The organism is Facklamia sp. P13069 (assembly GCF_050409405.1).
In the GTDB taxonomy this organism is placed as follows: Bacteria; Bacillota; Bacilli; order Lactobacillales; family Aerococcaceae; genus Facklamia.
Genome location: NZ_JBNUPN010000007.1, coordinates 23,787 through 49,551, shown reverse-complemented (window position 1 = coordinate 49,551; position 25,765 = coordinate 23,787). Strand labels below are relative to the sequence as shown.

Annotated in this window: 24 protein-coding genes; 6 read left to right on the top strand and 18 right to left on the bottom strand. The window is 36.0% G+C overall.

The annotated features are described in order from the left end of the window. Positions 1 to 112: 112 nt before the first annotated feature. The 5 genes from polA to pepA all read right to left on the bottom strand — a co-directional run bounded on the left by polA (position 113) and on the right by pepA (position 6,600). Positions 113 to 2,788, bottom strand: a complete 2,676-nt coding sequence (polA, locus tag ACQV2T_RS03300; RefSeq protein ID WP_428885023.1) for a DNA polymerase I — start codon at positions 2,786 to 2,788, stop codon at positions 113 to 115. A 63-nt stretch (positions 2,789 to 2,851) separates the two neighbouring features. Then, positions 2,852 to 4,186, bottom strand: a complete 1,335-nt coding sequence (gene murC, locus ACQV2T_RS03295) for a UDP-N-acetylmuramate--L-alanine ligase (protein WP_428873613.1) — start codon at positions 4,184 to 4,186, stop codon at positions 2,852 to 2,854. Further along, on the bottom strand, positions 4,186 to 4,854 hold the full coding sequence (locus ACQV2T_RS03290) for a hypothetical protein (protein ID WP_428873612.1): 669 nt from the start codon (positions 4,852 to 4,854) through the stop codon (positions 4,186 to 4,188). The genes murC and ACQV2T_RS03290 overlap by 1 nt, the downstream gene beginning before the upstream one ends. Positions 4,855 to 4,883: 29 nt before the next feature. After that, positions 4,884 to 5,513, bottom strand: coding sequence for a YtpR family tRNA-binding protein (ytpR, locus tag ACQV2T_RS03285; protein WP_428873611.1), 630 nt, complete (start codon positions 5,511 to 5,513; stop codon positions 4,884 to 4,886). A 13-nt stretch (positions 5,514 to 5,526) separates the two neighbouring features. Continuing rightward, positions 5,527 to 6,600, bottom strand: coding sequence for a glutamyl aminopeptidase (pepA, locus tag ACQV2T_RS03280; RefSeq protein ID WP_428885022.1), 1,074 nt, complete (start codon positions 6,598 to 6,600; stop codon positions 5,527 to 5,529). A gap of 197 nt (positions 6,601 to 6,797) precedes the next feature. Here pepA and ACQV2T_RS03275 point away from each other — a divergent pair, with 197 nt between their 5' ends. The 3 genes from ACQV2T_RS03275 to trmB all read left to right on the top strand — a co-directional run bounded on the left by ACQV2T_RS03275 (position 6,798) and on the right by trmB (position 8,772). Then, on the top strand, positions 6,798 to 7,124 hold the full coding sequence (locus tag ACQV2T_RS03275) for a hypothetical protein (protein ID WP_428873609.1): 327 nt from the start codon (positions 6,798 to 6,800) through the stop codon (positions 7,122 to 7,124). A 178-nt stretch (positions 7,125 to 7,302) separates the two neighbouring features. Further along, complete coding sequence (locus ACQV2T_RS03270; protein ID WP_428873608.1) at positions 7,303 to 8,082, top strand: phosphotransferase family protein; 780 nt, start codon at positions 7,303 to 7,305, stop codon at positions 8,080 to 8,082. 12 nt (positions 8,083 to 8,094) lie between these two features. Then, positions 8,095 to 8,772 (top strand): tRNA (guanosine(46)-N7)-methyltransferase TrmB, encoded by a 678-nt coding sequence (trmB, locus tag ACQV2T_RS03265; protein ID WP_428874857.1) that lies wholly within the window; start codon positions 8,095 to 8,097, stop codon positions 8,770 to 8,772. Between the two features lie 43 nt (positions 8,773 to 8,815). On the opposite strand, the gene pepF is transcribed toward trmB, so the two are convergent. The 4 genes from pepF to spxA all read right to left on the bottom strand — a co-directional run bounded on the left by pepF (position 8,816) and on the right by spxA (position 13,243). Then, on the bottom strand, positions 8,816 to 10,630 hold the full coding sequence (gene pepF, locus ACQV2T_RS03260; protein WP_428874859.1) for an oligoendopeptidase F: 1,815 nt from the start codon (positions 10,628 to 10,630) through the stop codon (positions 8,816 to 8,818). 122 nt (positions 10,631 to 10,752) lie between these two features. After that, entirely contained in the window at positions 10,753 to 11,868 is a 1,116-nt protein-coding gene (locus tag ACQV2T_RS03255; protein ID WP_428874860.1) for a competence protein CoiA, read from the bottom strand. Between the two features lie 58 nt (positions 11,869 to 11,926). Beyond that, positions 11,927 to 12,682 (bottom strand): adaptor protein MecA, encoded by a 756-nt coding sequence (locus tag ACQV2T_RS03250; protein ID WP_428873604.1) that lies wholly within the window; start codon positions 12,680 to 12,682, stop codon positions 11,927 to 11,929. Positions 12,683 to 12,844: 162 nt separating this feature from the next. Further along, complete coding sequence (gene spxA / locus ACQV2T_RS03245; RefSeq protein WP_428873603.1) at positions 12,845 to 13,243, bottom strand: transcriptional regulator SpxA; 399 nt, start codon at positions 13,241 to 13,243, stop codon at positions 12,845 to 12,847. 333 nt (positions 13,244 to 13,576) lie between these two features. Here spxA and trpS point away from each other — a divergent pair, with 333 nt between their 5' ends. Continuing rightward, positions 13,577 to 14,566 carry a tryptophan--tRNA ligase gene (trpS, locus tag ACQV2T_RS03240; protein ID WP_428893231.1) on the top strand — a complete coding sequence of 330 codons (990 nt, stop codon included), beginning with the start codon at positions 13,577 to 13,579 and terminating at the stop codon, positions 14,564 to 14,566. A gap of 48 nt (positions 14,567 to 14,614) precedes the next feature. Here trpS and ACQV2T_RS03235 read toward each other — a convergent pair whose 3' ends face one another. The 9 genes from ACQV2T_RS03235 to ACQV2T_RS03195 all read right to left on the bottom strand — a co-directional run bounded on the left by ACQV2T_RS03235 (position 14,615) and on the right by ACQV2T_RS03195 (position 24,432). Continuing rightward, complete coding sequence (locus ACQV2T_RS03235) at positions 14,615 to 15,073, bottom strand: Fur family transcriptional regulator (protein WP_428874863.1); 459 nt, start codon at positions 15,071 to 15,073, stop codon at positions 14,615 to 14,617. Between the two features lie 127 nt (positions 15,074 to 15,200). Further along, a complete protein-coding gene (gcvPB, locus tag ACQV2T_RS03230) occupies positions 15,201 to 16,694 on the bottom strand; it encodes an aminomethyl-transferring glycine dehydrogenase subunit GcvPB (protein WP_428873600.1) in 1,494 nt (497 codons plus the stop codon). Next, the gene (gene gcvPA, locus ACQV2T_RS03225; protein WP_428873599.1) at positions 16,694 to 18,043 is read right to left on the bottom strand and encodes an aminomethyl-transferring glycine dehydrogenase subunit GcvPA; all 1,350 of its coding nucleotides are present in this window, start codon (positions 18,041 to 18,043) and stop codon (positions 16,694 to 16,696) included. Before gcvPA ends, gcvPB begins: the two co-directional genes overlap by 1 nt. A 119-nt stretch (positions 18,044 to 18,162) precedes the next feature. Then, the gene (gene gcvH / locus ACQV2T_RS03220) at positions 18,163 to 18,522 is read right to left on the bottom strand and encodes a glycine cleavage system protein GcvH (protein WP_428873598.1); all 360 of its coding nucleotides are present in this window, start codon (positions 18,520 to 18,522) and stop codon (positions 18,163 to 18,165) included. Between the two features lie 83 nt (positions 18,523 to 18,605). Beyond that, positions 18,606 to 19,742 carry a glycine cleavage system aminomethyltransferase GcvT gene (gene gcvT / locus ACQV2T_RS03215; protein WP_428873597.1) on the bottom strand — a complete coding sequence of 379 codons (1,137 nt, stop codon included), beginning with the start codon at positions 19,740 to 19,742 and terminating at the stop codon, positions 18,606 to 18,608. A gap of 18 nt (positions 19,743 to 19,760) precedes the next feature. After that, positions 19,761 to 20,387 (bottom strand): cyclodeaminase/cyclohydrolase family protein, encoded by a 627-nt coding sequence (locus ACQV2T_RS03210; RefSeq protein WP_428873596.1) that lies wholly within the window; start codon positions 20,385 to 20,387, stop codon positions 19,761 to 19,763. A gap of 9 nt (positions 20,388 to 20,396) precedes the next feature. Then, complete coding sequence (locus tag ACQV2T_RS03205) at positions 20,397 to 21,251, bottom strand: bifunctional 5,10-methylenetetrahydrofolate dehydrogenase/5,10-methenyltetrahydrofolate cyclohydrolase (RefSeq protein WP_428873595.1); 855 nt, start codon at positions 21,249 to 21,251, stop codon at positions 20,397 to 20,399. 94 nt (positions 21,252 to 21,345) lie between these two features. Continuing rightward, a complete protein-coding gene (locus ACQV2T_RS03200; RefSeq protein WP_428873594.1) occupies positions 21,346 to 23,016 on the bottom strand; it encodes a formate--tetrahydrofolate ligase in 1,671 nt (556 codons plus the stop codon). Between the two features lie 300 nt (positions 23,017 to 23,316). Next, positions 23,317 to 24,432 (bottom strand): ATP-NAD kinase family protein, encoded by a 1,116-nt coding sequence (locus ACQV2T_RS03195; RefSeq protein ID WP_428873593.1) that lies wholly within the window; start codon positions 24,430 to 24,432, stop codon positions 23,317 to 23,319. Between the two features lie 144 nt (positions 24,433 to 24,576). On the opposite strand from ACQV2T_RS03195, the gene ACQV2T_RS03190 reads away from it, so the two are divergent. Further along, positions 24,577 to 25,128 (top strand): chromate transporter, encoded by a 552-nt coding sequence (locus tag ACQV2T_RS03190; RefSeq protein WP_428873592.1) that lies wholly within the window; start codon positions 24,577 to 24,579, stop codon positions 25,126 to 25,128. Positions 25,129 to 25,132: 4 nt separating this feature from the next. Then, entirely contained in the window at positions 25,133 to 25,687 is a 555-nt protein-coding gene (locus ACQV2T_RS03185; protein WP_428873591.1) for a chromate transporter, read from the top strand. Positions 25,688 to 25,765: the final 78 nt, after the last annotated feature.

The following is a 25,765-nucleotide window of genomic DNA, read 5'->3' as shown; positions in this document are numbered from 1 at the left end:
CTCAATATAACAAAAATTAGTAAACTTTTACATATGATAAATCAAAAACTCACAAGTTAAATTCTTAAGAATTTTCAAGTTCTAAGACATTTTGTTGTGAGTTTATTTCTATTTATTTAAGCTCCAACCAAGAATCTCCATAATGATAGTCTACTTTTAGTGGAACACTCAAATCAGCAGCCTCCTCCATCACTTGTGGAACTATTTTTTCTAAGATCGACATTTCTTCTTCTGGTCCTTCAAGGATCAATTCGTCATGTATCTGTAAAATCATGCGTGATTGAAGGTCTTCCTCTTTCAAGCGCTGATCTAAATTAACCATGGCAACTTTAATAATATCAGCCGCACTTCCTTGAATTGGCGAGTTCATAGCAGTTCGTTCTGCAAAGGAACGAACATTAAAATTGGTAGCGTGAATATCCGGTAAATAACGCCGGCGATTGAAGAGTGTTTTTACATAGCCTCTTTCTTTAGCTTCTTCCACAATCGTTTCCATAAATGTTTTGATGCCCGGAAACATTTCAAAGTAACGATCAATAAAAGCCTTGGCTTTTTTACGGGTAATGTTTAAATTTTGTGATAAACCATAATCAGAAATTCCATATACTATTCCAAAGTTAACTGCCTTGGCTTGGCGACGGTGGTCTGCATCTACTGCCTGATCATCTTCTAGGTTAAAGACTCTTCTAGCCGTAGCAGAGTGGATATCTTCATTATTTCTAAACGCTTCTTGCATGTGTTGATCTTGCGAAATATGAGCTAAAACGCGTAATTCAATTTGTGAATAATCCGCCCCAAATAACTTCCAGCCCTTCTTGCTTGGTACAAAAGCTTGACGCACTAGCCGTCCTTCTTCGATTCGGATTGGTATGTTTTGTAAGTTAGGATCAGTGGATGAAAGACGTCCTGTTTGAGTTAAAGTTTGGACAAAGCGTGTGTGAATCTTACCATCTTCTTTAATATAGGGTGGAAGCCCTGCTAAATAGGTCGACTGTAATTTTGCAATCTGTCGATAGGCTAAAATAGCTGGGACAATGGGATGCTTGTCTTTCAACTTTTCCAAAACATCAGCTGCTGTAGAATACCCGGTTTTTGTTTTCTTGATAATAGGCAAGCCTAAATCTTCAAAAAGAACAATACCCAATTGTTTAGGAGAATTCACATTGAAAGTTGAGCCAGCCATGTTATGAATTTCTTCTTCCATTTTTTGCATACGAATTAGAACTTGCTCATTTTTTTCATCTAGAGTTGAACGATCAACCTTTATGCCACCGATTTCAATCTTGGCTAAGGTTTGAGCCAAAGGTAACTCTATTTCATGATAGAGGTCTGTCATCTCTAGTTCTTCTAAACGATTTTCTAATGGTTGTTGAACTGCTTTTAGAGTTTGTAATTTATTGGCTAAATGTTGGTAAAACTGATCCTTATTTTCAGGTAAAGCTCTTTTTGCTCCCTTACCATAGATCGTTTCATCGTATTGCACTGTCACTGGCAGATTTAAAAGATTCGCCACATCCGCAAGTTCTTGGTTGTTTTTTGTATCAATTAAATAAGTGGCAATCAAAACATCCATCATTATGCCATTAATTTGTGTATCGTAACGGGAAGCTATGACCGCTTCACGTTTATAATCAAAAAAGATTTTTTGCTTGTCTTCGTTAGTTAACCACTCTTTAAAAACTTGACTGCTAAAAGCTAAGTCTTCAGGAAGGATGTACAATTGATTTTGTTTAAAATCTAACCAAGCGACCGCTTTAATAGGGGCAAAGTGATAATTGTCCTGTAAGATTTCACTGTAATACACTGCTTGATCAGGTAAGATAGTGGGTTCAATCCGGTCTGCTGAATCGATTACTTGGATGGAAATTTCAGGTAAATCTTCTGCTGCTTGATTAATCGTACTCGACTCCCCTTGCTCAACTTGCAAGTCTTTCAAGAAGGTTTGAAAGTCCATTTGACGATAGAACTCAGCTAAAGCTTGGTAATCTGGTTGGTGCAAAAGAGTCTCCTCAATTGTCAATTCTATCGGTGCATCATGAAGAATACGAGCTAAATCTTTACTCATCCTTGCATTAGCTTCATCATTAATAATGTTTTCTTTCATTTTAGAAGCTTTTAACTCATCTAAGCGATCATACATGGCTTCTACTGAACCAAACTGATGAAGTAATTTAAGTGCTGTCTTCTCACCCACTCTAGTAATACCTGGGTAATTATCAGATGAATCCCCCATAAGACCTTTCATGTCAATAATTTGTAAAGGCTCAATCCCCCATTTTTCTTGGATTGATTGAGGGGTGTATGCTTCTAGGTCAGAAACACCTTTACGCGTAATATACACAGTTGTTTTATCACTGGCTAATTGAGTTAAATCTTTATCTCCAGATAGGACAATAACTTGATCTGCTTGGCCTGCTTGATAAGCAAGAGTTCCTATAATATCATCCGCTTCATAATTACTTAAAGAATAATGTTTAATACCATAGGCTTCTAACAGCACACGAAAATATGGAATCTGCTCTTTGAATTCAGTAGGTGTCTTTTGGCGTCCACTTTTATAGTCTTGATATTTTTCTGTCCGAAAAGTGCCACCACTCTTATCAAATGCCACTAAAACATGGGTTGGCTTAAATTGACTCAAGACATTATCTAACATTCTCTTAAAAGTGAAAAGAGCATTAGTATGAAGACCTGATCGATTTTTAAAACGTTCAATATCAAGGATTGAAAAGAAAGAACGAAAGGCTAAACTCGATCCATCAATTAAAAGTATGGTACGTTTTGACATTATGTCACTCCTTTATTTATGCAAAAAGCCAACGAATTCGCTGGCTTTAAGAATCAAATTACATTATAAATTTTTTACATGAAGACTCGCATAGGCTGTTTCAAATTGACGAGCTAAATGGTCGATATCTCCCGCTCCCATGAATAAAAGGACTTCATCTTTGTAATCCATAAGCGGTGAAAGATGATCTTTCGAAATAATTTCAACTTTTTCATTAATCATTCTAGCTAAATCTTCAATTTTGACATCACCTGATTGTTCTCTAGCTGAAGTAAAAATATCAACTAAATGAACATGATCTGCAATTGATAAAGCTTCAGCAAATTCATTAAGCAAAGCTACGGTACGACTGAAAGTATGGGGTTGAAAGATTGCTACTACCCGTCGATTAGGATATTTTTGTTGAGCCGCATCAATTGTTGCTTTTATCTCACTTGGATGGTGGGCATAGTCATCAATAATAATTAAATCTTCAACTTGTCTTACTGAAAAACGACGCTTTACCCCCTGAAAGCTTGCCATTTGTTCAGCAATGTCTTTAGCCTTAAATCCTTCTAAATAGAGTAAGGTAATAACCGCTAAGGCATTTAAAATATTATGCTCGCCATAAGCAGGAAGGTGAAAGTGTCCAAATTTTTCTCCTTTAATATATACGTCAAAATCAGAGCCTTTTGGCGTACGTTGAATATTATCAGTATAAAACTCTTGGTTATCATTGAGGCCATAGCGATAGACAGGAACATTTGATTGCAATTTAGATAAAAATGGGTCATCCCCCCAAGCGATAATTCCTTTTTTTGCTTGGTGGCTAAAGTCATTAAAGGCTGAAAAGACATCTTCAATGGATTGATAATAGTCTGGATGGTCGAAATCAATATTGGTGATAATCGCATAATCAGGTTGATAGGCCATGAAATGACGGCGATATTCACAAGCCTCTAAGGCAAAATAGGTAGATTCTTCATCGCCAAAACCCGTACCATCACCAATGAGATAAGAAAGAGGAGCTAGTTTTTTTAAAGTATGGGCCAGCAAACCAGTCGTAGAAGTCTTACCGTGTGAACCTGTGACAGCAATTGAAGTGTATTGTTTTAATAAGTCACCAATAAAGGTATGGTAGCGATAAATAGGTAGACCTAATTCTCTCGCTTTCACTAACTCAGGGTGTTCATCATTAAATGCATTGCCTGCTATAATCGTTTGCCTCGCTTGGATATTATCGGCTGAAAATTCTAGAATTTTGATGGATTGATTTTCTAATTCTTGTTGTGTAAAGAAATAAGTAGCTACATCACTGCCTTGTACATGGTATCCTTCACCATGTAAAACCAAAGCAAGGGCAGACATACCAGAGCCTTTTATTCCCACAAAGTGATAAACAGTATTTTTATCTAACATTATTCATTATCCTCCTTAGTAAACAAGAGAAAGGATTGCTTGTCTTTCACTAAACGTTTGAGTATCTGACGGTCAACTTTTTTCATAGTCCAACACTCTTGATGCCCTTCTTGCATCCGTTGAACTGCTTTCAAGGAATGATCAATATTGGCTAAACGTTCTTCTATTACTTGATTGCCTTGTTTAGTTTTTTCTCTTTCGCTTGTAGACAATGAGTTATTATAATCCTTTTGCAATTTGTTTTCCATATTATTCCTACGATAATCTTTATTATGCAAGAAAGGAATATCATAAGCATAAGAAAACTTTGTCTCATTTGGCTCATTTTCAAACTGTTCATCTAAAGTTTTCTTGCTTTGCATGGCTTGACTAGCTTTTTCAAGTCGGTAATGCTTTGCTTCCCGTCCATAAGCTGTTTGATAAGAGGATGATAGTGGTTTGTCTGAAAAGCTTTCTAATATTCCTGAACCGGATTCAAACCACCGATCAGAAGGTCTATCTGACATTCTATTAGATTCTATCTTCTTTTGAACCTTTTTAAAAGCGGGCTCTTCTAAAGCGTGTTCAGAACTACGATGACTCCCCATACCAAGATGAAATTTTCTTTTCTTGTTTCCAGCTAAGTGATGACCTTTTTTGAAAGCTGGACCTTTATATTCAGAAGTCATAGCGATCTCCTTTGTGATTTTTCTCTAAATTAATAGCTTTGAATTACTTCTGCTAAACTTGTTCCTACTTCAAAATGATTCGGCAATACCCAGATGCCTGGATCATTTTGAATATCTTCTAAACCAAGCTCTCGGGTAGAACAAATCATACCTCTAGAAGGAACGCCTCGTAATTCACCAGGCCATATAATTGCGCCCGAAGGCATCACTGCACCTGATTTGGCCACTAAAACTTTTTGACCCTGCGCAATATTAGCTGCTCCACAAACAATTTGTAAGACTTCATCTTCGCTCACTCGTGTTTGAGTAATATTTAAATGGTCAGAATCTTCGTGAGCTTGACATTCTTCAACGAATCCAACCACAAATTTTTCTTCTCGATCGATTTCGACCTCTAAATCAAAGCCTGCCTCTTTAATGAGGTTTTTAACCAGCATTTCTTGTTCTTTATTTAATTTAACAAGACCTTGACCCTCCACTTTAAAATGCTTAGATAAACGATGAATATTAATACCCATCACTTGATCATTTGTCTGATCTCTAATTATGGTAACATCCCCTTTGCGTTCGTAGCTGAGATGATCTTCATCCGTTATTCCATTAGTTAAAAGAAGTACATCGCCAATTCCTTCTTTATTATAAAATGCTAAACTTTTCATTTAATTGCTCCTTTTATGATTTAATAATCGTTTCATAAGTCGTGCGATCAAAATTACGTACTAAATGCAAGAGCATTTCTTTGGCTGCTTCATAATCTGAGATAGTAAATAAAGTTTGATGGCCGTGAATATAACGTGCTGGAACTCCAATCACTGCACTAGGAACACCCTTATTCATAGTATGAGCAGCTCCAGCATCAGTACCACCTTTAGAGAAGAAACATTGGTAGGGAATATTATGGGTGTTTGCAGTATCTTCAATATACTCGCGCAAGCCTTTGTGAGTAATCATACCAGGATCTTGGATTCTCAGTAAGAACCCTCCACCTAATTGCCCTTCACTTTGAGTCGCTTTTTCAATATCATTTGCTGGTGAACAGTCCACCGCTACAAAAAGATCCGGTTGGAATTCATGAACGCCCCCTCTAATACCTCTTAAACCAACTTCTTCTTGAACACTTGCTCCAATAATTAATTCATTATTGAGTTCTTCATTTTGAATTTCACGAAGCGTTTCTAATACAACTGTACATCCATAACGGTTATCCCATGCTTTAGACAGAATTGATTTACCGTTTGCTGTCTTAATAGTTTCCACTTGGGGTACAATTGGATCGCCTAATCTCACTCCAAATTCTTCTGCTTCTTCCTTAGAAGTAAATCCTGCATCAAAAAGAATAGAATCAGCCTTAAGCTGTGATTTAGCGCCTTTTTCTCTTAAGAGATGAGGAGGAACTGCTCCAGATACAATCGGATAATCGCCTTTTTTAGTTTGCAACGTAAAGCGTTGGGCTGAAATCACATAAGGGTTCCATCCACCAATTGGGACTACTCTGAAAAGGCCTCGATCGGTAATTTCACGAACCATAAAGCCCACTTCATCCATATGCGCTGCCACCATTAAACGAGGTGCTCCCTCTTTCTTACTATGTTTGATACCAAAGATATTTCCTAAACTAGACTGATGTATTTCATCAACAAGCGGAGACATTTCTTGATGCATGAAGTCTCTAACACGTTTTTCGTGACCTGAGATTCCTTGTAATTCAGTTAACTTTTTTATTAAGGCAAAAGTTTGATCGTTCATAAAATTTGTGGCTAAGCCACACCCTCCTCATCTTTATTTGACTTATTATTCTCCTTTTATTCTGTCACAAAAATACTTTAAAAGCAATTGGCGTACAAGTTTGAAAAGTATTCTTTAAATAAAATTTATGGTATGATCAAGATAAGTTTCAAAAGCGATAAGAAGTTAGATTACTTATCACAAATAGGAGGAAAGATATGTCTCAAAACAAAAATTACAGCTTACTAGGAACAATTGTGTTGATATCTGGAATTGTTATTGGTGCTGCAGGTACGCTATTATATAAGGAAAATCGCCCCTTAAACGCTGGTAAGGTATTAGAAAGTATTCGTGAAGCCTTCGCGCTTGAAGGAGAAATCACAGGTTCTTGGATCGATTATGACCCTATTGAATATACTACCTACAATTCCCGTCCATTGGTATACACAGGAGGCATCTCACGTAAGGAAAATGACCAGATCGTTCACTACCACTTTGTTGCAGATATCTATACTGGAGAAATTTTAAATACCTTCGAAGCTTAACTTACATACATTTTCTAAGCACTTTAAGGTGCTTTTTCTTATGTTCAAATTTTACTAATCCATTTATACTTTTAAAATAATCTATATATTATTATTTATAATCAAAAATAAAAGCTGTTGACCTAAAAGATTAGCATGTTAGAATAAAGAGTATCACTTTAATGAAAGGAGCGAGGTTATGTACCATGATAGTGAAGAATGGCAAATAACCCCATTGAGCGGAAACACTGGTCAAGCTTATATGGGCGTCAGTAAAGACGAAAAAGTCTTTTTTAAACGTAACACCTCGCCCTTTATCGCTGCTTTAGCTGCTGAAGGTATTACCCCTAAACTAAAATGGACTCAAAGAACTTATACGGGAGACATATTAACTGCTCAAGAATGGGAGGAGGGTCAATTATTAAATAAACAGGATATGGCTAACCAAGAAGTCATTGATTTGATCCGCTCTATCCACCAAAACGATTCTCTTTTGAATCTACTCAAACGCGCAAAAGCTCAGGAGTCGTCTCCTCTAGATTTAATAAAGGATTATTATCAAGGTCTACCCCATTCATTAAAGTTTCACAGCTATTTTAATCATATTATCCAGCAGATGGAGCACATGATTGATCGAGATTTTTTAGAGATAGACTACTGCATCTGTCACGGAGATCTTAATCATAATAACTTTTTGTTAACAAATGACCAACATTTATACTTAGTCGATTGGGATAATGTTAAAATTGCTGATCCACTATTTGATATCTGCTATCTACTTTGTCATTATTTTTCACCTACAGAATGGATGCAATGGTTTAATCTCTATGAATTTCCTATTACTGACTCCTTTCAAAAACGGGTAAAATGGTACAGTCTCCTAGCTTGCCTTAATCTGATTAAAGAATATTATGCAGAAGATCGTCATTATCAAGTCAATGAAACTGTTGTTTTGCTAAAAAACATCTATGAAAATTAAAAAGGAGAGACTATGAGATTACGTCATAAACCATGGGCCGCTGATAAATTAAAGGCCTATCCAAAATATGTTACTCAAAATCCCCAAGACTTTAAGGGGGAATGGCAAAAGCGTTTTGCTAAAAATCAACCCATTCATATTGAAGTTGGATCAGGTAAAGGACAATTTATAGTTGAAATGGCTAAAGCCCATCCTAACATCAACTATATTGCCATCGAATTACAAACTTCAGTAGCTGTTTCTATTCTGGATTTACAACTAAATACCCAACTAGAAAATTTACAAATTATTAATGCCCACGGTGGCGATTTGAACCATTTCTTTAGTGATGGAGAAGTCAACCGTGTATATCTTAACTTTTCTGATCCTTGGCCCAAGGCTCGTCATACTAAACGACGTTTAACTTCCCCTAAATTTTTAAGCCAATACCAAACAATTTTAAAACTTGATGGGGATATTCATTTCAAGACAGATAATATGAGTCTCTTTCAGTATTCTTTAGCTTCTATGAGTCAATATGGTTTCGTTTTTCGTCAAGTATGGTTAGATCTTCATCATAGCGATTTTCAAGGAAACATACAAACTGAATACGAGGAAAAATTCTCAGCCAAAGGTCACCCAATCTATCGCTTAGAGGCCTATTTCCCACAAAAAAATAATAGCTTGCTAAACACACAACCCCCTCAATAGGTATTCGTCTATTGAGGGGGGTATTTATTTAAAACTTTTCTGATTATGAACGGTGTTCTTTCAAGATTGACTCAAACTCATCGAGCCTTTCTTCAAAAACATCAAGCGTCGCTAAAATATAATTTGCTTGAGTCATATCTAAGCCAGCGTCTTTCATAGTATCTACAGCATATTTAGAAGACCCTGACTTTAAGAAACCTTTGTAATTCTCTAAAGCTTCTTTATCTCCTTGATAGATTTTAGCTGCAAAGTAAGTTGCTGCCGAGAATCCTGTGGCATATTGAAAAACATAATAATTATAGTAGAAGTGAGGAATACGTGACCACTCTAGCACAATCTCAGAATCTGAATTAACTGCCTCCCCGTAGTATTTAGCATTTAACTCACGATAATTTTCTGAAAGAAACTCCTGTGTTAAAGGTGTGCCTTCAGCATCTGCAGTATGCATAAAGTGTTCAAATTCAGCAAACTGTGTTTGTCGGAAGACGGTACCTTTAGCTCCGTCTAAGAAATGATTTAAGATGAATAGACGAATTTCGGGATCTTTATATTTGTCTAATAAGTAATAAGTTAATAAGTTTTCATTAGTAGTCGACGCAATTTCTGCTAAGAAAATAGAATAACCAGAATAGATATGCTCTTGGTTATTGCGACTTAAGTATGAGTGTGCAGAATGCCCTAGCTCATGAATTAAGGTATAAAGGTGATTAATTGAGTCTTGCCAGTTCATTAAAATATATGGCTTAGAATCATAGGTTCCTGAAGAATAAGCTCCTGATCGTTTACCGATATTTTCATAAAGGTCAATCCAACGGTCAGCAAAAGCTTCCTTCATTATTGCCACATAGTCTTCACCCATTGGTTTTACAGCTTCCAAAATAATCGACTGCGCCTCTTCATAAGTCACTTTAATTGGAGCTTCACCTAATAAAGGTGTATACATATCGTACATTTCTAAATCTTCAACACCTAGTAAGTCTTTACGAAGTGCTACATAACGATGTAAAAGATTTAAACGTGAATGAACAGCCTCTAACAATGTATCATACACTGACTCTGGCACATTGTTTTGGAAAAGAGCAGCTTGTCGAGCAGAGTCAAAGTGACGTACTTTTGCTTGATAATTATGAGCTTTCATTTGACTAGAAATTAAGCTAGCATATGTATTTTTAAATTGGTCGAAAATACTATAATATTTTTGGAAAGTTTCTTTTCTAACGCGACGGTCAGAAGATTCAAGCATCTTTCCATAAACCGAGTGCGTTAACTCTACTTCATGGCCTTCTTCATCCTTGATAGTAGGAAACCTCAAATCGGCATCAGTCAATAAGCCAAATGTTTTGCTTGGTGTGGCAAAAATTTCACCCGCTTTAGCCAACAAAAGCTCTTCTGCATGGCTTAAAGTGTGTGGGCGAAAACGTACTGCATTATCTAGAAACTGACGGTATTTTTTTAATGACTCATTGGTCTTAATAAATTCCTGTAGTTTCTCCTCATCAATCGCTAAAAGCTCAGGATCAAAGAAAGCTGTAGCTCCATCAAATTCAGTAATTAATTGCAATGTACGCGCTTGTAAGCTTTGTGAAGCAGAAACGGTTTGATCTTGATCACTGATTAAGTGACTATAAACATATAAGTTTTCAACGATTCTCTCAGTTTCTTTCATCGTTTCAATCGCTTTAACAAGCTGATCTGCACTTCGACCTAGCGTGCCCTCTAAGTCCTTCAAATCACCAATCATTTGTTGAGCCTTTGTAAAATCCGATTCAAAAGCTTCTTGGTCTTTATACATGGATGACAAATCCCAGGTATATTTTTCTTCTATCTCAGAACGCTTACGTGCTTTATGTGTAGACATAACATTACTCCCTTTTCTTATGATAATCTTAGTTTATCATAATTAGATCCTAAATGGGAACGGTATCATTAATTAATTAGATGATTTAAAAAAATTTTTTCTGACTCTCTAACAAATCGTTTTTACTCCATTAATCTTTTTAGAACATAATAAAGAATATATAAAGTTTCTTCTAATATAGTTTTAGATTGGCCCATTAAAGGAAAGTGAAACATACTAAAGTGGTTGTTATCTAAATGTTCATTCATCCTCGAGGAAAAGGAAGAAAAGTTTAACCCCTCTCCTTCAGGGTTGATTTTCAAATTTCTATTCAGCCATAACATTGATTCAAAGGCCCAAATCCAAATCAGCCAGCCAGGCTCTTTCATCGCTTGCACCTGCCAATTATTAAAAACCCATCTGGGTATTTCTTCCAAGTTAATTTGATAGTTGTAGAGCTGGTTTAAGAAAACACGATAAGAAAGATTGGATTTTATTGATTGAATAATAAAAGAATAGTCAATTAGAGAAATACTCCTAGACTCGCTTCTTTTCAAATAAATATTTTTCACATCGCTCTTTGCTTTTAAGCTTCCATTAAGTGCCAATAGCCAATTTTCTTTATAAGAATAGCTTGTAAGCTTAATATCTAAATTATTTAAACTATAAACTAAAGGTATATGGTGATAACATTTTAATTCGTACTGATTTAAATCTAAAGTCCAAACGTGATAACCAAGTTTCTTTGAATATGCGATACAACGTCGAACCCATGTACTTAAGCCCCGTTGTTTAAAATAATAATCATCAATTAACCATTGAACTTGAAAACCGAGTGCTTGATAATTTTTTTGTCTTTTATCCATATCAATTGATGAAATGACTGATTTTTGATACTCAACTATCCAAGCGCAGGAGCTATCTTCGACCATAAGATCAGCAATCTGATTTATTTTTTCAAAAATAACCTCTTGCGCACATTCATAGCCAAAGTTTCGGAAATTATCTCGTAATAAATTTTTGGCCTGCTTATGTTCTTTACTTTCTCCTCTGTGAGTCTCTTTTAAACCAAATTTTAAATAAGTACCCTCATTTTTAATATCTAATGAACAAGCTTTTAAATGTCGGAAGTAAGAACGCCCTTTTTCTTTATTAATTAAAACTACTTTAGTTAAGCAGTACGGACAAACATAAATCTGATCCTTTTTTGCTTCTTTTGCATAGATTAACTCACCAAATTGATTTATTGCCGCGTACATTAATAACCCCCCTTTAATCTGAAATACAGATCTAAAGGGGGTTAGGTGTTTAATTGATTTAAAATTGATTTCCAAAGAAGAAGAGTGCATCTTCTTTTCTTAATAACTCACCGTGTTCTGCTAGAACAGATGCAGTGACCATTGATATTTCTCCAAACTCGAAGAGAGTCAATAACTTAGTTGCAAGTTTATCTTTACTTACTGTTCGTTCTAAATCATAGAGAATCAAGAAATAATGCGAATTCATATAATATAGATCTGAAACTAGCAATTCGCTTGGTATTTCACGAGCTAGTCTTAAAAAATTATCCAATGAACTAAAACGAATGACTCCTTCAATAGGTTGCTCTTGTGATAAGTCTTCATCTTTTGACTCAGACTTAGGATTAAATAAATTCATCATCGACTCAATCGCCGTCTTCTTAGTTTTCTTATTAGTAGAGGAGCTTACTTGTTGATTCGATTCAGCAGTTGAATCGGTCATATTTTCACTAGAGGATTCCTTCAGGGACATTTCTTTGCGTTCTTTAAGACGCTTCGTTAGTTCATCTTCCCAAACCTCATCAAGTTCCTCAACATTGGCACGGCTAATATACAATTCTAAGCCTTCGCTGTTAGGAATCACTTGGAATGTCACAGCTTCTGAATCGTGAAAATGATGGTCAATATCCACTTCTTCTAAAATTGAGTAAAAGAATTTTTCAATCCGTGATTGGTCCCCTATTAGGTCTAAAAAGTCGATACCCCGTTCTTCTAGATCCTCAGATCCAATTAGAACTTTAATTAGGTTATCATTTATATGCTCCATTTCCATAGCAATTCACCTCCACCTTCTTATCCATTATACTACTTACAAACAGACATACCAAGCATTATGTCATGTTCCGTAATTTTAGCAAAAATACATTGTCTATGCAAGCTTATCCAATGCAATTCTATTTATTCAAAAAAAGAGCCCGAAGGCTCAAATTTTTGTTTATTCATTTACCAAAGCACGAGCGTGACGCAATGCGCGAGCTCTTACTTCTCGAGGCAAGAAACGTCTGATTTCATCCTCGTTGTAACCAATCTGAATGCGTTTATCATCTAAAATAATTGGTCGACGCAACAAACCTGGTTGATTTTGAACTAACTCAAAAAAATCATTTAAAGGTAATTCGCTGATTTCTACATCTAATTCTGAATAGGCTTTTGACCGAGTTGAAACGATATCCTCTGTCCCTTCCTCTGTCATACGCAAAATACCTTTTATTTCGTTTATCGTTAAAGGTTCAGTGAAAATATTGCGCTCTTCGAATGCAATATTATTTTCTTCTAGCCATGAACGGGCTTTTCTACATGACGTGCAACTTGGAGTTACATATAATGTTACCATTAAAAGATCATCCTCTCTTGTGAACATTCTTCTCTCTTAAAGACACGTACATATTCAATTATTGAACTTAAGATTTTATCATTTAACAATCAAATCTATTCGATACAATAAGTGAGTTTCACAAAGTATTTAGTACTACATATAGAATTATAGCAACAAAAATGCTTTAAAGCAAACTATAATCAATGATTAGTGTGTGACATTTATTAGAATTACTGATGAAAAACTGCCAGTTTGTGAAAACACTCAATCTTTTTTCATAAAAGCTAGCATTTAATTTTAGATAGGTTATAATTATTAATGTAAATATAAGCCATTAGAAAGAGGAAGATCATGAAAGAGACCATTTTTTCCGGTGTACAACCATCCTCCATACCTACTCTTGGAAACTATATTGGAGCCATGAAATCATTTGTTGATTTACAAGATAAATATCAAGCAACCTATTGTATTGTGAATCAACATGCCATCACAGTCCCACAGGACCCTGAAATATTGGTAAGACAAACTAAGCAACTAGCTGCCCTTTATTTAGCGATTGGTATCGATCCGAACAAATCCACAGTATTCGTACAATCAGAAGTACCTGCTCACTCTCAAATTGCTTGGCTCATTACCTGTCAGATTGGCGTAGGTGAGCTAGAACGAATGACACAATATAAAGACAAGTCTGCTAAACAAGAATCAGTTGGTGCTGGCTTACTTTGTTACCCGGCATTAATGGTTGGTGATATAGTTCTTTATGATGCTAAATATGTTCCAGTAGGTGATGACCAGCGTCAGCATATTGAATTAACAAGAAATTTTGTAGACCGTTTTAACAACCGCTACGGAGAAGACATATTAGTTAAACCAGAACCTATTTATCCAAATGCTGGTAAGCGAGTTATGAGTCTGCAAGACCCAAGTCGAAAAATGTCCAAATCAGATGAAAATGAAAAAAGTAAAATCTCAATGTTGGATGAACCGCGTCAAATCATTAAGAAAATTAAATCAGCTGTTACTGATTCAATTGGAGTCGTTAATTATGACACGGCTAACCAAGCTGGTTTATCCAACTTAATTGAAATTTACGCAAGCTTAAGTGAACAGCCAATTAAAAAGATCGTTAATCAATATCATGACTTAGGTTATGGTCGCTTTAAATCAGACTTAGCTGATTTAGTTGTATCTGTCTTAGAGCCTATTCAAAAGCGTTATAATCAGCTAATCGCAAGCGATGAACTTTATGATATTCTTTCTATAGGTGCAACTAAAGCTAATGAAACAGCTTCTCAGACATTGGCTCGTATGGAGAAAGTAATGGGTATACGATATAGATAGTACATAGCAAAAAAACTGCCAACTTATTCAACAAGTTGGCAGTTTTCTTTAATTGTTTTGTGCTTCTTTCTCATAACACTCTTGACAAAACCCATAAAAGGATACTTCCATCGCTCTTACCTTAAATTTACCTAACTCTTTTATTTCGGTGTATATATCATTAAATTGATTTAAAAAAACATCTTCAATTTTTCCACAAGCTTCGCAAATTGTATGTCCGTGGGGATGCACATTAATATCATAGTGTTTTGTTTTTTCATCAATGTTCAACTCTTGTAAAATGCCTGCATTCACAAAAGCACGAACATTATTATAAACTGTTGCTAAACTCATTTGTGGATAGTCTTGTTGAACTTGCTGGTAAATCTCTTCAACACTTGGATGCTTGACTTTTGTCAAGATTGTTTTTAAGATGGCTCGTCTTTGAGGAGTTATACGAACTTTACCCTTCTTCATTTTTTCTAAAAGTTGATTAATATCGGATTCAATAGCCTTTTCTGTTTGCATGGACAAACCACCTTCTAATATGTTTATATAGAAATGAATGATAATAAATTGAAGCTGTTACAATTTAACATTTTAAATTATATCCATCAAAAAATCAACTGACCGAGATCAGTTGATTTTGATTTTTTTATTCTACTTCAGCAGATTCTGATTCATGTTTCTCAAAAGTATATTTTAGAACTGGCTTACGAGAAGCTCCTGCTTCATCCAAACGTCTTACAGGTGTATTATGTGGAGCTGTTTGAACAATTTCAGGATTATTAATAGCCTCTTGATTAATCTTAATTAAGATATCTGCTACATAATCTAAGTCTTGCTTAGATTCTGTTTCAGTCGGCTCAACCATTAAACATTCATTAACATGCAATGGGAAGTAAGTTGTTGGAGCATGAATACCAAAGTCTAAAAGTCGCTTACCAACATCTTTAGCTGTTACTCCATAATCTTTCTTGTGACGACTTAAGTCCAATACAAAGTCGTTTTTGTTGAAGTTAGGGAATGGTGCATCAAAGTATTCATTAACACGTACTCGTAAATAGTTAGCATTAAGAACAGCATCTTCAGAAGCACGACGTAATCCTTCAGCTCCCATTGAGCGAATGTATGTATAAGCACGAACGTTTACACCAAAGTTTCCAAAGTTTCCTTTGATACGACCATAAGATTTCTCAGGTGTTTCAAGCTCATATTTGTCGCCATTTTTTACCACATTGGGTCCAGGAATAAATGGTGCTAATTTATCCACAACGCCAATTGGTCCTGATCCTGGTCCTCCACCACCATGAGGTCCAGTAAAGGTCTTATGTAAGTTCAAGTGACAAGCGTCAAAGCCCATTGCACCTGGAGAAGTTAATCCCATAATAGCATTTAAGTTTGCACCATCATAATAAGCAAGTCCACCCGCTTCGTGAACAATATCTACAATTTCCTTAGCATCTTTTTCAAACAAACCAGCTGTTGATGGGTTTGTAATCATAATACCGGCAATATTTGGCCCTACAGCAGCACGCACTGCCTCGACATCAATAATCCCTTCTGGAGTGGAAGGAAGCTCAACCGTTTCGAAACCAGCTACCATAGCTGTGGCTGGATTTGTTCCGTGAGCAGAGTCAGGAATTAGTATTACTCGACGTTGCTCCAATTCTCCAATGGATTCAAAATAAGCTTTAAAAGCTAATATTGCTGCTAACTCACCTTGAGCACCTGCAGCTGGTTGTAAAGTTAATGCTGGAAATTGAGTGATTTCCTTCAAATATTCTTGTAATTCATACATTAATTGTAGTGCACCTTGAATAGTGTCTGGATCTTGTAAAGGATGAATATTCGCAAAGCCATCCATAGCAGCTACATCTTCGTTAATCTTTGGATTATACTTCATTGTACATGATCCTAATGGATAAGGACCTGATTCAACACCAAAGTTACGGTTTGAAAGTGCTGTATAGTGACGTACAATTTGTAGTTCAGAAGCTTCTGGCAAACGCGCAGGTTCTTGACGTGCATATTCTCCTAATTCTGATAATAAGTCATACTCTTCTACTTCAGAAACTGGCAAATCATAAGCTGTGTGCCCTTCTTGCGAAATTTCAAAAATCAATTTATCATAATCTTGTAAGATCATTATTTTGCCACCTCCACTAAAGCAGTTACAAATTTATCCATTTCTTCTTTGGTACGCTTTTCAGTTACACAAAGTAGATAGGCATTATCAACACCAATTGCTTTTGAAGCATCAAAGCCACCAACAAATCCTTTTTCAAATAATTCTTTATTGACTTGACGTACATCTTTATTTAGTTTGATAACAAACTCGTTGAAAAACGGTCTAGTGTTAAGAACTTCAAAACCTGCTGCTTTTAGTTCTTTCGCAAGATAATGTGTATTATTGATATTAGCCTGTGCTAATTCTTGAATACCAACCTTACCGTATGCTGACATAGCAATAGATGATGCTAAAGCGAATAAAGCTTGGTTTGAAGAGTAGTTAGAGGTTGCCTTTTCACGACGGATATGTTGCTCGCGTGTAGAAAGGGTCATAACGAATCCACGTCTACCTTCTTCATCTACTGTTTCCCCGACAATACGCGAAGGAATCTTACGCATTAACTTGTCATTAACGGCAAAGTAACCACAGTGAGGGCCACCTAAAGACATTGGTATACCGAAAGGCTGAACATCTCCAACAGTAATATCTGCTCCAAAAGCACCTGGTTTTTCTAGTTTTCCAAGAGCTAATGGATTAGCAGAAACAATTAACAATGTTTTTGTTCCTTCTAAAGCTGACTTAATTGCTTTTAAATCCTCAACCGATCCAAAGAAGTTTGGATATTGAACAATAACTGCCGCTACTTCAGCATCTAATTTAGCTTTTAAATCTTCAAGACTTGTGACTTCATTTTCAAGTGCTATTTCTTCAACAGCGTAATCTTTACCGAAACCGTAAGTTTTTACAGTTTCAATTGCTTGTGGGTTTAACCCTTTAGAAACTAATACTTTTTTAGACTTCTTAACATGGTTAAACGCAAGGTTTGCTGCTTCGGAAACTGCGTTATATCCATCATACATACCACAGTTTGCCAAATCCATACCTGTCAGTTCAGCAATCATTGTTTGCCATTCAAATAATGCTTGCAATTCTCCTTGAGATACTTCTGGTTGGTAGGGAACATAAGCAGTTAAGAACTCTTGACGCATAATAATATGATTAACAATCGAAGGTACATGGTGGTCATACGTTCCAGCACCTAAGAAAAAAGGCATTTGACTGGACGAAGTGTTTAGAGCCGACATTCTAGTCAGTTCTTTAACAATTTCCAATTCAGAAAGTGGTTCAGGTAAGTTCATTTTGCCTGTACGGCGTACATTTTCTGGCAAGTCAGAGAAGATATCCATAATATCTTTAACGCCAATTGTTTCTAGCATTGCTTGGCGGTCTTGGTCTGTGTTAGGTAAATATCTAAATTTTGCCATGATCTGCTCCTTAGTCTATTTTTTTCTTTAATTCGTACTTTTTAAATTAATAGCAATTTTGACTTAAATATTAGAGTGACATAGAGTCACTCTAATAAACAAACCTTTAAAATTTATGATTATTCAGCTGGCTCTTCAGTTAAGAATTCTGATGTATCGATGTCTTCTTCAGTTTCAATTTCGAAGAACCATCCTTTACCTTGAGCATCTTCGTTAACTGATTCTGGTGCATCTTCTAACTCTTCGTTCACCGCAACTACTTTACCTGCAAAAGGTGCGTATACTTCAGATACAGATTTAACAGATTCTACTGTTGCGATTTCTTCTTCAGCATCAAATTCATCGTCGACTTCTGGTAATTCAACGTGAACGATATCTCCTAATTGCTCTGCAGCAAAAGCAGTGATACCTACACGTGCTTTGTTAGGTGCTAAAATTTCAATAAATTCGTGTTCTTCTGTAAAAAATACTTGTGACATTATAAATGACCCCTTTTCTTAAAATTGTTTATGTGCTCATTTTATCAAACATTTAACAAAAATGAAACCACTTTAGTTTAAATTTACTTACTAGCAGCTAACCAGTCTTTCTTAGTTAATTCTGCTTCAATTTCTTTACCGCGGATATCGATAATTACTTTATCACCAACTTTATAATCAGTGGCAACACGCATGAAACCTAGAGGGTATCCTAATGTAGGTGATTTCGTTCCTGATGTTACTACCCCAATCACTTCACCCTCTTGATTTTTAACTTCCATACCATGACGAGCGATTTGTTTGCCGTCAATCTTAAATCCTCGAGACGCTTCTTTCTTATCGCCGGCGCGATAAGCAGCAATTGCTTCTTTTCCGATGTAATCTGCTTCTTTAGCTTTTGGTGCTGCAAATGCAATACCACCTGCGATTGGGTTGACGCTCTCATCGAAGTCATTGCCATACAGTGGTAAACCAGCTTCAAGGCGTAAAGTATCACGTGCTCCTAGCGCACATTCTTTAACACCTAAATCTTGACCTTCTTCAACTAATTTCTTCCAAATCTCAAGCATATGTTCAGCTGGAATATATAGTTCGAAACCTTCTTCACCGGTATAACCAGTACGTGAGATTTGAACACGATCAAAACCAGCTACTACTTGATCTTGCTTATAAGAATAATATTCAATCTCTTTCAAGTTAGTATCTGTAATGCGAGCCAATAATTCTTCAGCATTTGGTCCTTGAACAGCGATTAATCCCCAGTCATAAGTTTCATCTGTGATCTCAACTTGACCCTCTTGATTATGATCATGCATCCATTGAACAATCTTTTCACGGTTAGAGCCGTTTGGAGTTGCAACAAACTCGTCATCATTGCGGCGGTAATAAATCAAATCATCTAAGATGCCGCCATCTTCTTTACATACAGCGGTATATTGAGCTTTTCCGTTGAAAGTAGCTTTATGCACATCATTAGTGATTAATCCGTTCCACCAGTCATAAGCATTCATCTTAGCCGATTTAACACGAACCTCTCCCATATGTGAAGCGTCAAATAAACCTACTGCATTACGAACTGCCTCGTGCTCCTCAGCAATTTTGGTGATTTGAATTGGTAATCCCCATCCACCAAAATCTGTAATCTTGCATCCTTTTTCGATGTAATAGTCATACATAGGTGTTTTTTTCAATCCATTTTCATCTAATTGAACGTTTGTCATTATACTATCTCCTTCGCCTTACTTGATTAAAATATCTTTGACTTGTGCGTAGTATTCATCTAATTGAGAGGACAATTCAGCGACCTTGTTGTTAGCAAGCTCATAATACTCTTCTTGCTTTTCCTTATCCTTAAGCTGTCCTCCATTAATATATAAGTTTAATGAAGAAGCCTGAACAGCCGAACGTAACATTTGAAGACCTACACCAACATCGGAAACGATGATTTTTTTAATTAAAGGAATAACCTTGTCAAAGCCCTCCACAATTTGGCTGACTTCTGAAATCAAGTCAACTGGAGGTTGAGATGCAATTACTAACCCACTTTGAATTGCTTCATTACGCACTTGTTTTTCTACGTCTGTTGCTCTCGGCATACCATACGCTTTAGAAAGTGGTTCAAACTCAGTTGCATCGCGGTCGATAATGTTCACAAAAATCTCTTTACTTTTTTCAAACTCTTCAATTTTTTTAGCAAGAAAAGTTTGATCCTCTTTAGACAATTTATCACTTTGCGAGAAAATCATAGCCATCAAAATAGCACCAATACCCAATCCAGCTGTAACGCCCGCTGCAGCCCCTCCACCAGGAGTTGGATCATTAGAAGCTAACTTGTCAATAAATTCTGTGACTTTTAATTCTTTCATTACGCGCTCCTATTCTAAGCCATTTAGAAGCTTAGCACCTTTAACAACTTGTGAAGCCAGAACACCTGTTGTTACAGAACCAACACCACCTGGGACAGGAGTGATAGCACTTGCTTTAGGTTCAACTTCATCAAAGCGAACATCTCCAGTTGCCTTACCATCTTTGTAACCAAAGCCAACATCAATTACTGTTGCACCTTCTTTAATGTAGTCAGGGCCAACAAGTCCTAAAGCTCCGGTAGCTGAGACCACAATGTCAGCTAAAGTAGTGTGGATAGTGTTGTCTTTAGTATAGACATGTGTATTTGAAACAGTTGCATTACGGTTTGATAACATAACTGCTAATGGCTTACCAACAACTGGTGATGAACCAATAACACAAACTTCAGCACCCTCTAATTCATAGTCATAGTAATCAAGAATTTCGATACAAGCTTGTGCTGTAGAAGGAGCCATTGCAGTTGGATCATTGTTAATTAGCTTACCTAAGTTAACTGGGTTCAAGGCATCTACGTCTTTATATGGATTTAAGCGCTCAGCAATTTCTGCTCGCTCAATTCCTTCTGGGAATGGTTGCATAATGATAACGCCTGACACAGATTTATCTGCATTTAATTCATCGATAATTTTTAAGACATCTTCGGTGGTCTTAGCATCCAATTCAGTACGAGCTTCTGCTTCGATTCCACATTTTTCCATTACTTTCATAGCATTTTTTTCATAAGCCATGGAAGAAGGGTTTTCATCGACACGTAACACTACTAATTTAGGAACAATCCCTTTTTCTCTTAAAGCTTCTGCTTCTTGACGAGTACGCTCGCGAATTGCTTTCCCAACTTCTTTACCATCTAAAATCTTACCCATAAGATCCTCCCTTTTCTATTCAATACACTGTAAAAGTCGAACGAGCAAAAATTTACTCGCTCGACTATTAATTTTATCTTAGAATCAATTCTTTTTAGAACAATCCTTCAATGTTACCTTTTTCATCAACATCAATACGGTTAGCAGCTGGTTCTTTTGGTAAGCCAGGCATCTTCATAATGTCACCTGTCATAGCAACTAGGAAGCCTGCACCAGCAGAAACGGTTAAGTCACGGATAGTAACAGTAAATCCTTCTGGAGCTCCTAATAATTTAGGATCATCGGAGAATGAATATTGCGTTTTAGCCATACAAATTGGTAATTTACCATGTCCTTGCTCGGTGAATTGCTTAATTTTCTTCTTAGCTACTGAAGTAAACTCAACTTTTGCACCACCGTAGATTCTAGTTACTAATGTTTCAAGTTTTTCTTCGATAGAAGCTTCTACATCATAAGCAAACTTAAAGTTGCTTTCTTTTTCAGATGCTTCAACTACAGCCTTAGCTAGTTCAGTTGCACCTTCACCTCCATCAGAGAAGTGAGTTGAAAGAACAACTTTAACGCCTTCTTTTTCACATTCTTCACGTAATGCTTCAATTTCGGCATCTGTATCAGTTGGGAACGCATTGATAGCTACTACTGGGTTTAATCCGAACACATTCTTAATATTGTTAATGTGACGCATTAAGTTAGGCATACCTTTACGTAAAGCTTCTACATTTTCAGGTCCTAATTCTTTTTTATCAACTCCACCATGCATCTTCAATGCACGGATTGTTGCAACGATTACAACTGCTGAAGGAGCTATCCCTGCTTGACGACATTTGATGTCTAAGAATTTCTCAGCACCTAAGTCTGCACCGAAACCAGCTTCAGTAATTGTGTAATCTGCATAATTCATTGCTAGTTTCGTTGCAATAATTGAGTTGCATCCGTGAGCAATGTTTGCGAATGGTCCACCGTGCACAAAAGCTGGTGTCCCTTCTAAAGTTTGTACAATATTTGGCTTGATTGCATCTTTAAGTAATGCAGTTGCAGCTCCAGCACCATTAATATCTTTAACAGTAACTGGCTTATTATCTTTACGAGTGTAAGCAACGATCATATTACCTAATTTTTCTTTTAATTCTTGTAAATTATTAGATAGACAGAATGCTGCCATTACTTCAGAAGCTACAACGATGTCGTAACCATCTTCACGTGTTACTCCATCAACACGACGGCCTAATCCATTTACAATATTACGTAATTGACGGTCGTTCATATCGACAACACGACGCCATACAATTCGGTTTGTATCAATATCTAATGCGTTACCATGGTGGATGTGGTTATCTAATAAGGCAGCGATTAAGTTAGTTGCTGCTCCAATCGCGTGGAAGTCTCCAGTAAAGTGTAAGTTAATATCTTCCATTGGAACAACTTGTGCGTATCCACCACCAGCTGCTCCACCTTTAATACCAAATACTGGTCCTAATGAAGGCTCACGTAAAGCAACTGCTGTTTTCTTACCAATTTTAGACATTCCGTCTGCCAAGCCGATTGAAGTAGTTGTTTTACCTTCACCAGCAGGAGTTGGAGTAATCGCTGTAACAAGAATTAATTTTCCTAAGTCCTTGTTATCCATATCTAATTTAGTAAAATCGATTTTAGCTTTTGTTTTACCGTAAGGCTCTAATACATCATTAGAAATACCTAACTTTGCAGCCACATCTTCAATTGGTTGCAATTTAGCTTCCTGTGCGATTTGAATATCTGTCTTCATTAAAATCTTTTCCCCCTTTAGATAAATCACATAGTATCTCTATGCATCTTTCATCATACCATAAAACGTTAGGAAACTCTTACATTTTGCAGACAGTTTTTAAAAAATTGCATTTTTAGCTTGCAATTCGGTTTTTTCACAAACATTTTTATGTAAGCAAGTACTAAATTTGTTTATATTATCAATAAAGAAAGTTAGTTGTGCTTTTCACAACCGCTATTTAATAGATGAAAGTTGTTATTAATATAGTGATAACCACTTGGTCAACTTAATCTTTTTTCACAAAATTTTCGTTATTTCTTAAATTGCACTTACCTTATACATTCTGGAGTTATGGTATCCTAGTAAAATTTTATGATAACCAGCTAATTTTTCATCAATTTCACGATTACCTGTATAAACTAAAAGCGGTTGACCTTTTAAGGTGTTTAATTTTCCTGGTGTTGCAACGATTATAATATCCTCTTTATCTAGCTTGGCAAGAACCTTGTCAGATAATTGATGATTGCCTCGGCCAAAGAGATATCCTTGACCACCCATCGGTGTAACAATCAATTTAGCTGGCTTGTCCCCAATGATATCCAAAATCTCTTGTTCATAGACATCTTTTTTTACAACTTTTTTATTTCGAATGATATCAACACCTAATAATGTTGGTTCCAGACCTAACTCTAACATTACCGGAGCAACTGTTGAACCAGAGCCAATAATGTAGAAGACATCTTCTTCCATTCTATCTATAATATCAAGCGCTATAGAAACTCTTGCTGCCTCATCCGATTGAGGAGTAGGTGATTTCAAATTTTGTAAATGACTTTCATCATAAGGAACACTTAGGTATCCATAGACTTTAGTAATTATTTCATCCCTACGGAATGCATCTTCTTCAATATCAATAACTTCCTCATCTTTTAGAGACAATTCCTTGTCTTTCAAATACCTCAAAGCTAACTTACCGGCATGTTCCGGTGTCACTGCATAAACAGGAGAATGAATCTTAACACCCGCTGGTATCCCAATCGTTGGAATAGCAAGTTGAGTAACTGAAGCAATATCACGTGCCGTTCCGTCGCCTCCTGCAAAAAGTATTAAATCCACCTCTCTCTCTTGAAATTTTTCAACTAAATGAATGGTATCCTTCGCCATACTGTCACCATCGATTTGATGAATCACTTCATAATTCAATTCGGTTTCTTTTACTAAATCTTCTCCCATTTTACCAGAAGCAACATATACAATTAATTCTTCTTTAAGAGGAGCTAATTCTTTGAGCGCTTTCAAGGCTTTTAAAGGGGCCTCAGGATTAGCTCCTCTCTTAATCGCCTCAGTTAATACATCTTTACCATCGGTACCTTTTAAACCAACTCGTCCTCCCATACCAGCAATGGGATTTACTACAATTCCTAATTTTTTCATTAATTCTCTCCTCTCAATAATCTTCTATTCTATTATAGGTCTTATAAATGTTCTTGTCATACCTAAGCTCTAGTTTACAATTTTTACTTTTCTTTCTATAATTTAAATTGTCTGATTTTACAAGTTCCTTGTAGGAGTGATTTTTTGCAAAAAAATTTGAAATTTTATATCAAATTGTTTAGAGTGACTTTTCTATTAAGTGCTTTTACCTTTGGTGGAGGTTATGTAATTGTAAGTCTTATGAAAAAGCAATTTGTTGATGACTATCATTGGTTTGAAGAAAATCAAATGCTCGATTTAATCGCAATCGCTCAATCTTCTCCAGGGGCAATCGCTATTAATGCCGCGGTGATTGTAGGTTATCAATTAGCAGGATGGCTCGGTGTTCTCACCACTGTTTTTGCCACTATCCTTCCTCCTTTTGCAATTATCTCTATCATTGCACATTTTTATCAGGTCTTTATTGAAAATCAATGGGTGGCTTGGATGTTAGAAGGAATGCAAGCGGGAGTAGCAGCGGTAATTGTTTCTGTTGTTTATACCATGATCAAAGATCTTGTTAAACAAAAAGAAAAGTATCTAATTCTCATTTTTATAAGCGCACTCATTTTAGTTAGTTATTTTAACTTCCCGATTTCATGGTTAATTCTTATTTCTTTATGTGGTGGCTTTATTTATTCTTATTTGAAGAGGTGATTACTTGATTTATTGGGAACTATTTCTTACTTTTTTAAATATTGGCTTACTTTCTTTTGGTGGTGGCTATGCTGCTTTGCCTTTGATTGAAGACTTGGTTGTTCACCAAGAGCATTGGCTATCTTTAGAAGAATTTGGTCATCTAATTACAATCTCACAAATGACACCTGGTCCAATTGCTATTAATGCCTCTACTTTTATTGGTACTCAAATCGGTGGTGTCAGTGGTGCAATAGTTGCTACTATCGGCTGTACCTTACCATCGATAATTATCGTGACTTTTTTAGCCTATCTTTATCAGCGTTTTCAAAAACTAAGTTTAATGCAAGATACCCTTTTTATCCTTAGGCCTATAGTGATTGCCTTAATAGCTAGTTCGGGCTTATCAATTTTTGTGAATGCTATTTGGCAAAAAGAGACTGTTGTTTGGATGGACCCTAATTGGTTAATGTTGGTAATTTTTATTATAGCCATGCTATTACTTAATAAGTTTAAAGCTAACCCCATCGTGATTATGATTTCTGCAGGGATTGTTAATTTGATTTATCATGCATTTTAAAAAATTAGTTGTTACTCATTTGTCCTTTTTAGGGTTATATTAAACAGAAGGTAGGCAACTCTTTGTTTATTTAATAAA

What these genes read in the sequence shown, in the direction of transcription:
- polA (WP_428885023.1), bottom strand. Translation starts at nt 2,788, where the DNA reads ATGTCAAAACGTACCATACTTTTAATTGATGGATCGAGTTTAGCCTTT.
- murC (WP_428873613.1), bottom strand. Translation starts at nt 4,186, where the DNA reads ATGTTAGATAAAAATACTGTTTATCACTTTGTGGGAATAAAAGGCTCT.
- ACQV2T_RS03290 (WP_428873612.1), bottom strand. Translation starts at nt 4,854, where the DNA reads ATGACTTCTGAATATAAAGGTCCAGCTTTCAAAAAAGGTCATCACTTA.
- ytpR (WP_428873611.1), bottom strand. Translation starts at nt 5,513, where the DNA reads ATGAAAAGTTTAGCATTTTATAATAAAGAAGGAATTGGCGATGTACTT.
- pepA (WP_428885022.1), bottom strand. Translation starts at nt 6,600, where the DNA reads ATGAACGATCAAACTTTTGCCTTAATAAAAAAGTTAACTGAATTACAA.
- ACQV2T_RS03275 (WP_428873609.1), top strand. Translation starts at nt 6,798, where the DNA reads ATGTCTCAAAACAAAAATTACAGCTTACTAGGAACAATTGTGTTGATA.
- ACQV2T_RS03270 (WP_428873608.1), top strand. Translation starts at nt 7,303, where the DNA reads ATGTACCATGATAGTGAAGAATGGCAAATAACCCCATTGAGCGGAAAC.
- trmB (WP_428874857.1), top strand. Translation starts at nt 8,095, where the DNA reads ATGAGATTACGTCATAAACCATGGGCCGCTGATAAATTAAAGGCCTAT.
- pepF (WP_428874859.1), bottom strand. Translation starts at nt 10,630, where the DNA reads ATGTCTACACATAAAGCACGTAAGCGTTCTGAGATAGAAGAAAAATAT.
- ACQV2T_RS03255 (WP_428874860.1), bottom strand. Translation starts at nt 11,868, where the DNA reads ATGTACGCGGCAATAAATCAATTTGGTGAGTTAATCTATGCAAAAGAA.
- ACQV2T_RS03250 (WP_428873604.1), bottom strand. Translation starts at nt 12,682, where the DNA reads ATGGAAATGGAGCATATAAATGATAACCTAATTAAAGTTCTAATTGGA.
- spxA (WP_428873603.1), bottom strand. Translation starts at nt 13,243, where the DNA reads ATGGTAACATTATATGTAACTCCAAGTTGCACGTCATGTAGAAAAGCC.
- trpS (WP_428893231.1), top strand. Translation starts at nt 13,577, where the DNA reads ATGAAAGAGACCATTTTTTCCGGTGTACAACCATCCTCCATACCTACT.
- ACQV2T_RS03235 (WP_428874863.1), bottom strand. Translation starts at nt 15,073, where the DNA reads ATGCAAACAGAAAAGGCTATTGAATCCGATATTAATCAACTTTTAGAA.
- gcvPB (WP_428873600.1), bottom strand. Translation starts at nt 16,694, where the DNA reads ATGATCTTACAAGATTATGATAAATTGATTTTTGAAATTTCGCAAGAA.
- gcvPA (WP_428873599.1), bottom strand. Translation starts at nt 18,043, where the DNA reads ATGGCAAAATTTAGATATTTACCTAACACAGACCAAGACCGCCAAGCA.
- gcvH (WP_428873598.1), bottom strand. Translation starts at nt 18,522, where the DNA reads ATGTCACAAGTATTTTTTACAGAAGAACACGAATTTATTGAAATTTTA.
- gcvT (WP_428873597.1), bottom strand. Translation starts at nt 19,742, where the DNA reads ATGACAAACGTTCAATTAGATGAAAATGGATTGAAAAAAACACCTATG.
- ACQV2T_RS03210 (WP_428873596.1), bottom strand. Translation starts at nt 20,387, where the DNA reads ATGAAAGAATTAAAAGTCACAGAATTTATTGACAAGTTAGCTTCTAAT.
- ACQV2T_RS03205 (WP_428873595.1), bottom strand. Translation starts at nt 21,251, where the DNA reads ATGGGTAAGATTTTAGATGGTAAAGAAGTTGGGAAAGCAATTCGCGAG.
- ACQV2T_RS03200 (WP_428873594.1), bottom strand. Translation starts at nt 23,016, where the DNA reads ATGAAGACAGATATTCAAATCGCACAGGAAGCTAAATTGCAACCAATT.
- ACQV2T_RS03195 (WP_428873593.1), bottom strand. Translation starts at nt 24,432, where the DNA reads ATGAAAAAATTAGGAATTGTAGTAAATCCCATTGCTGGTATGGGAGGA.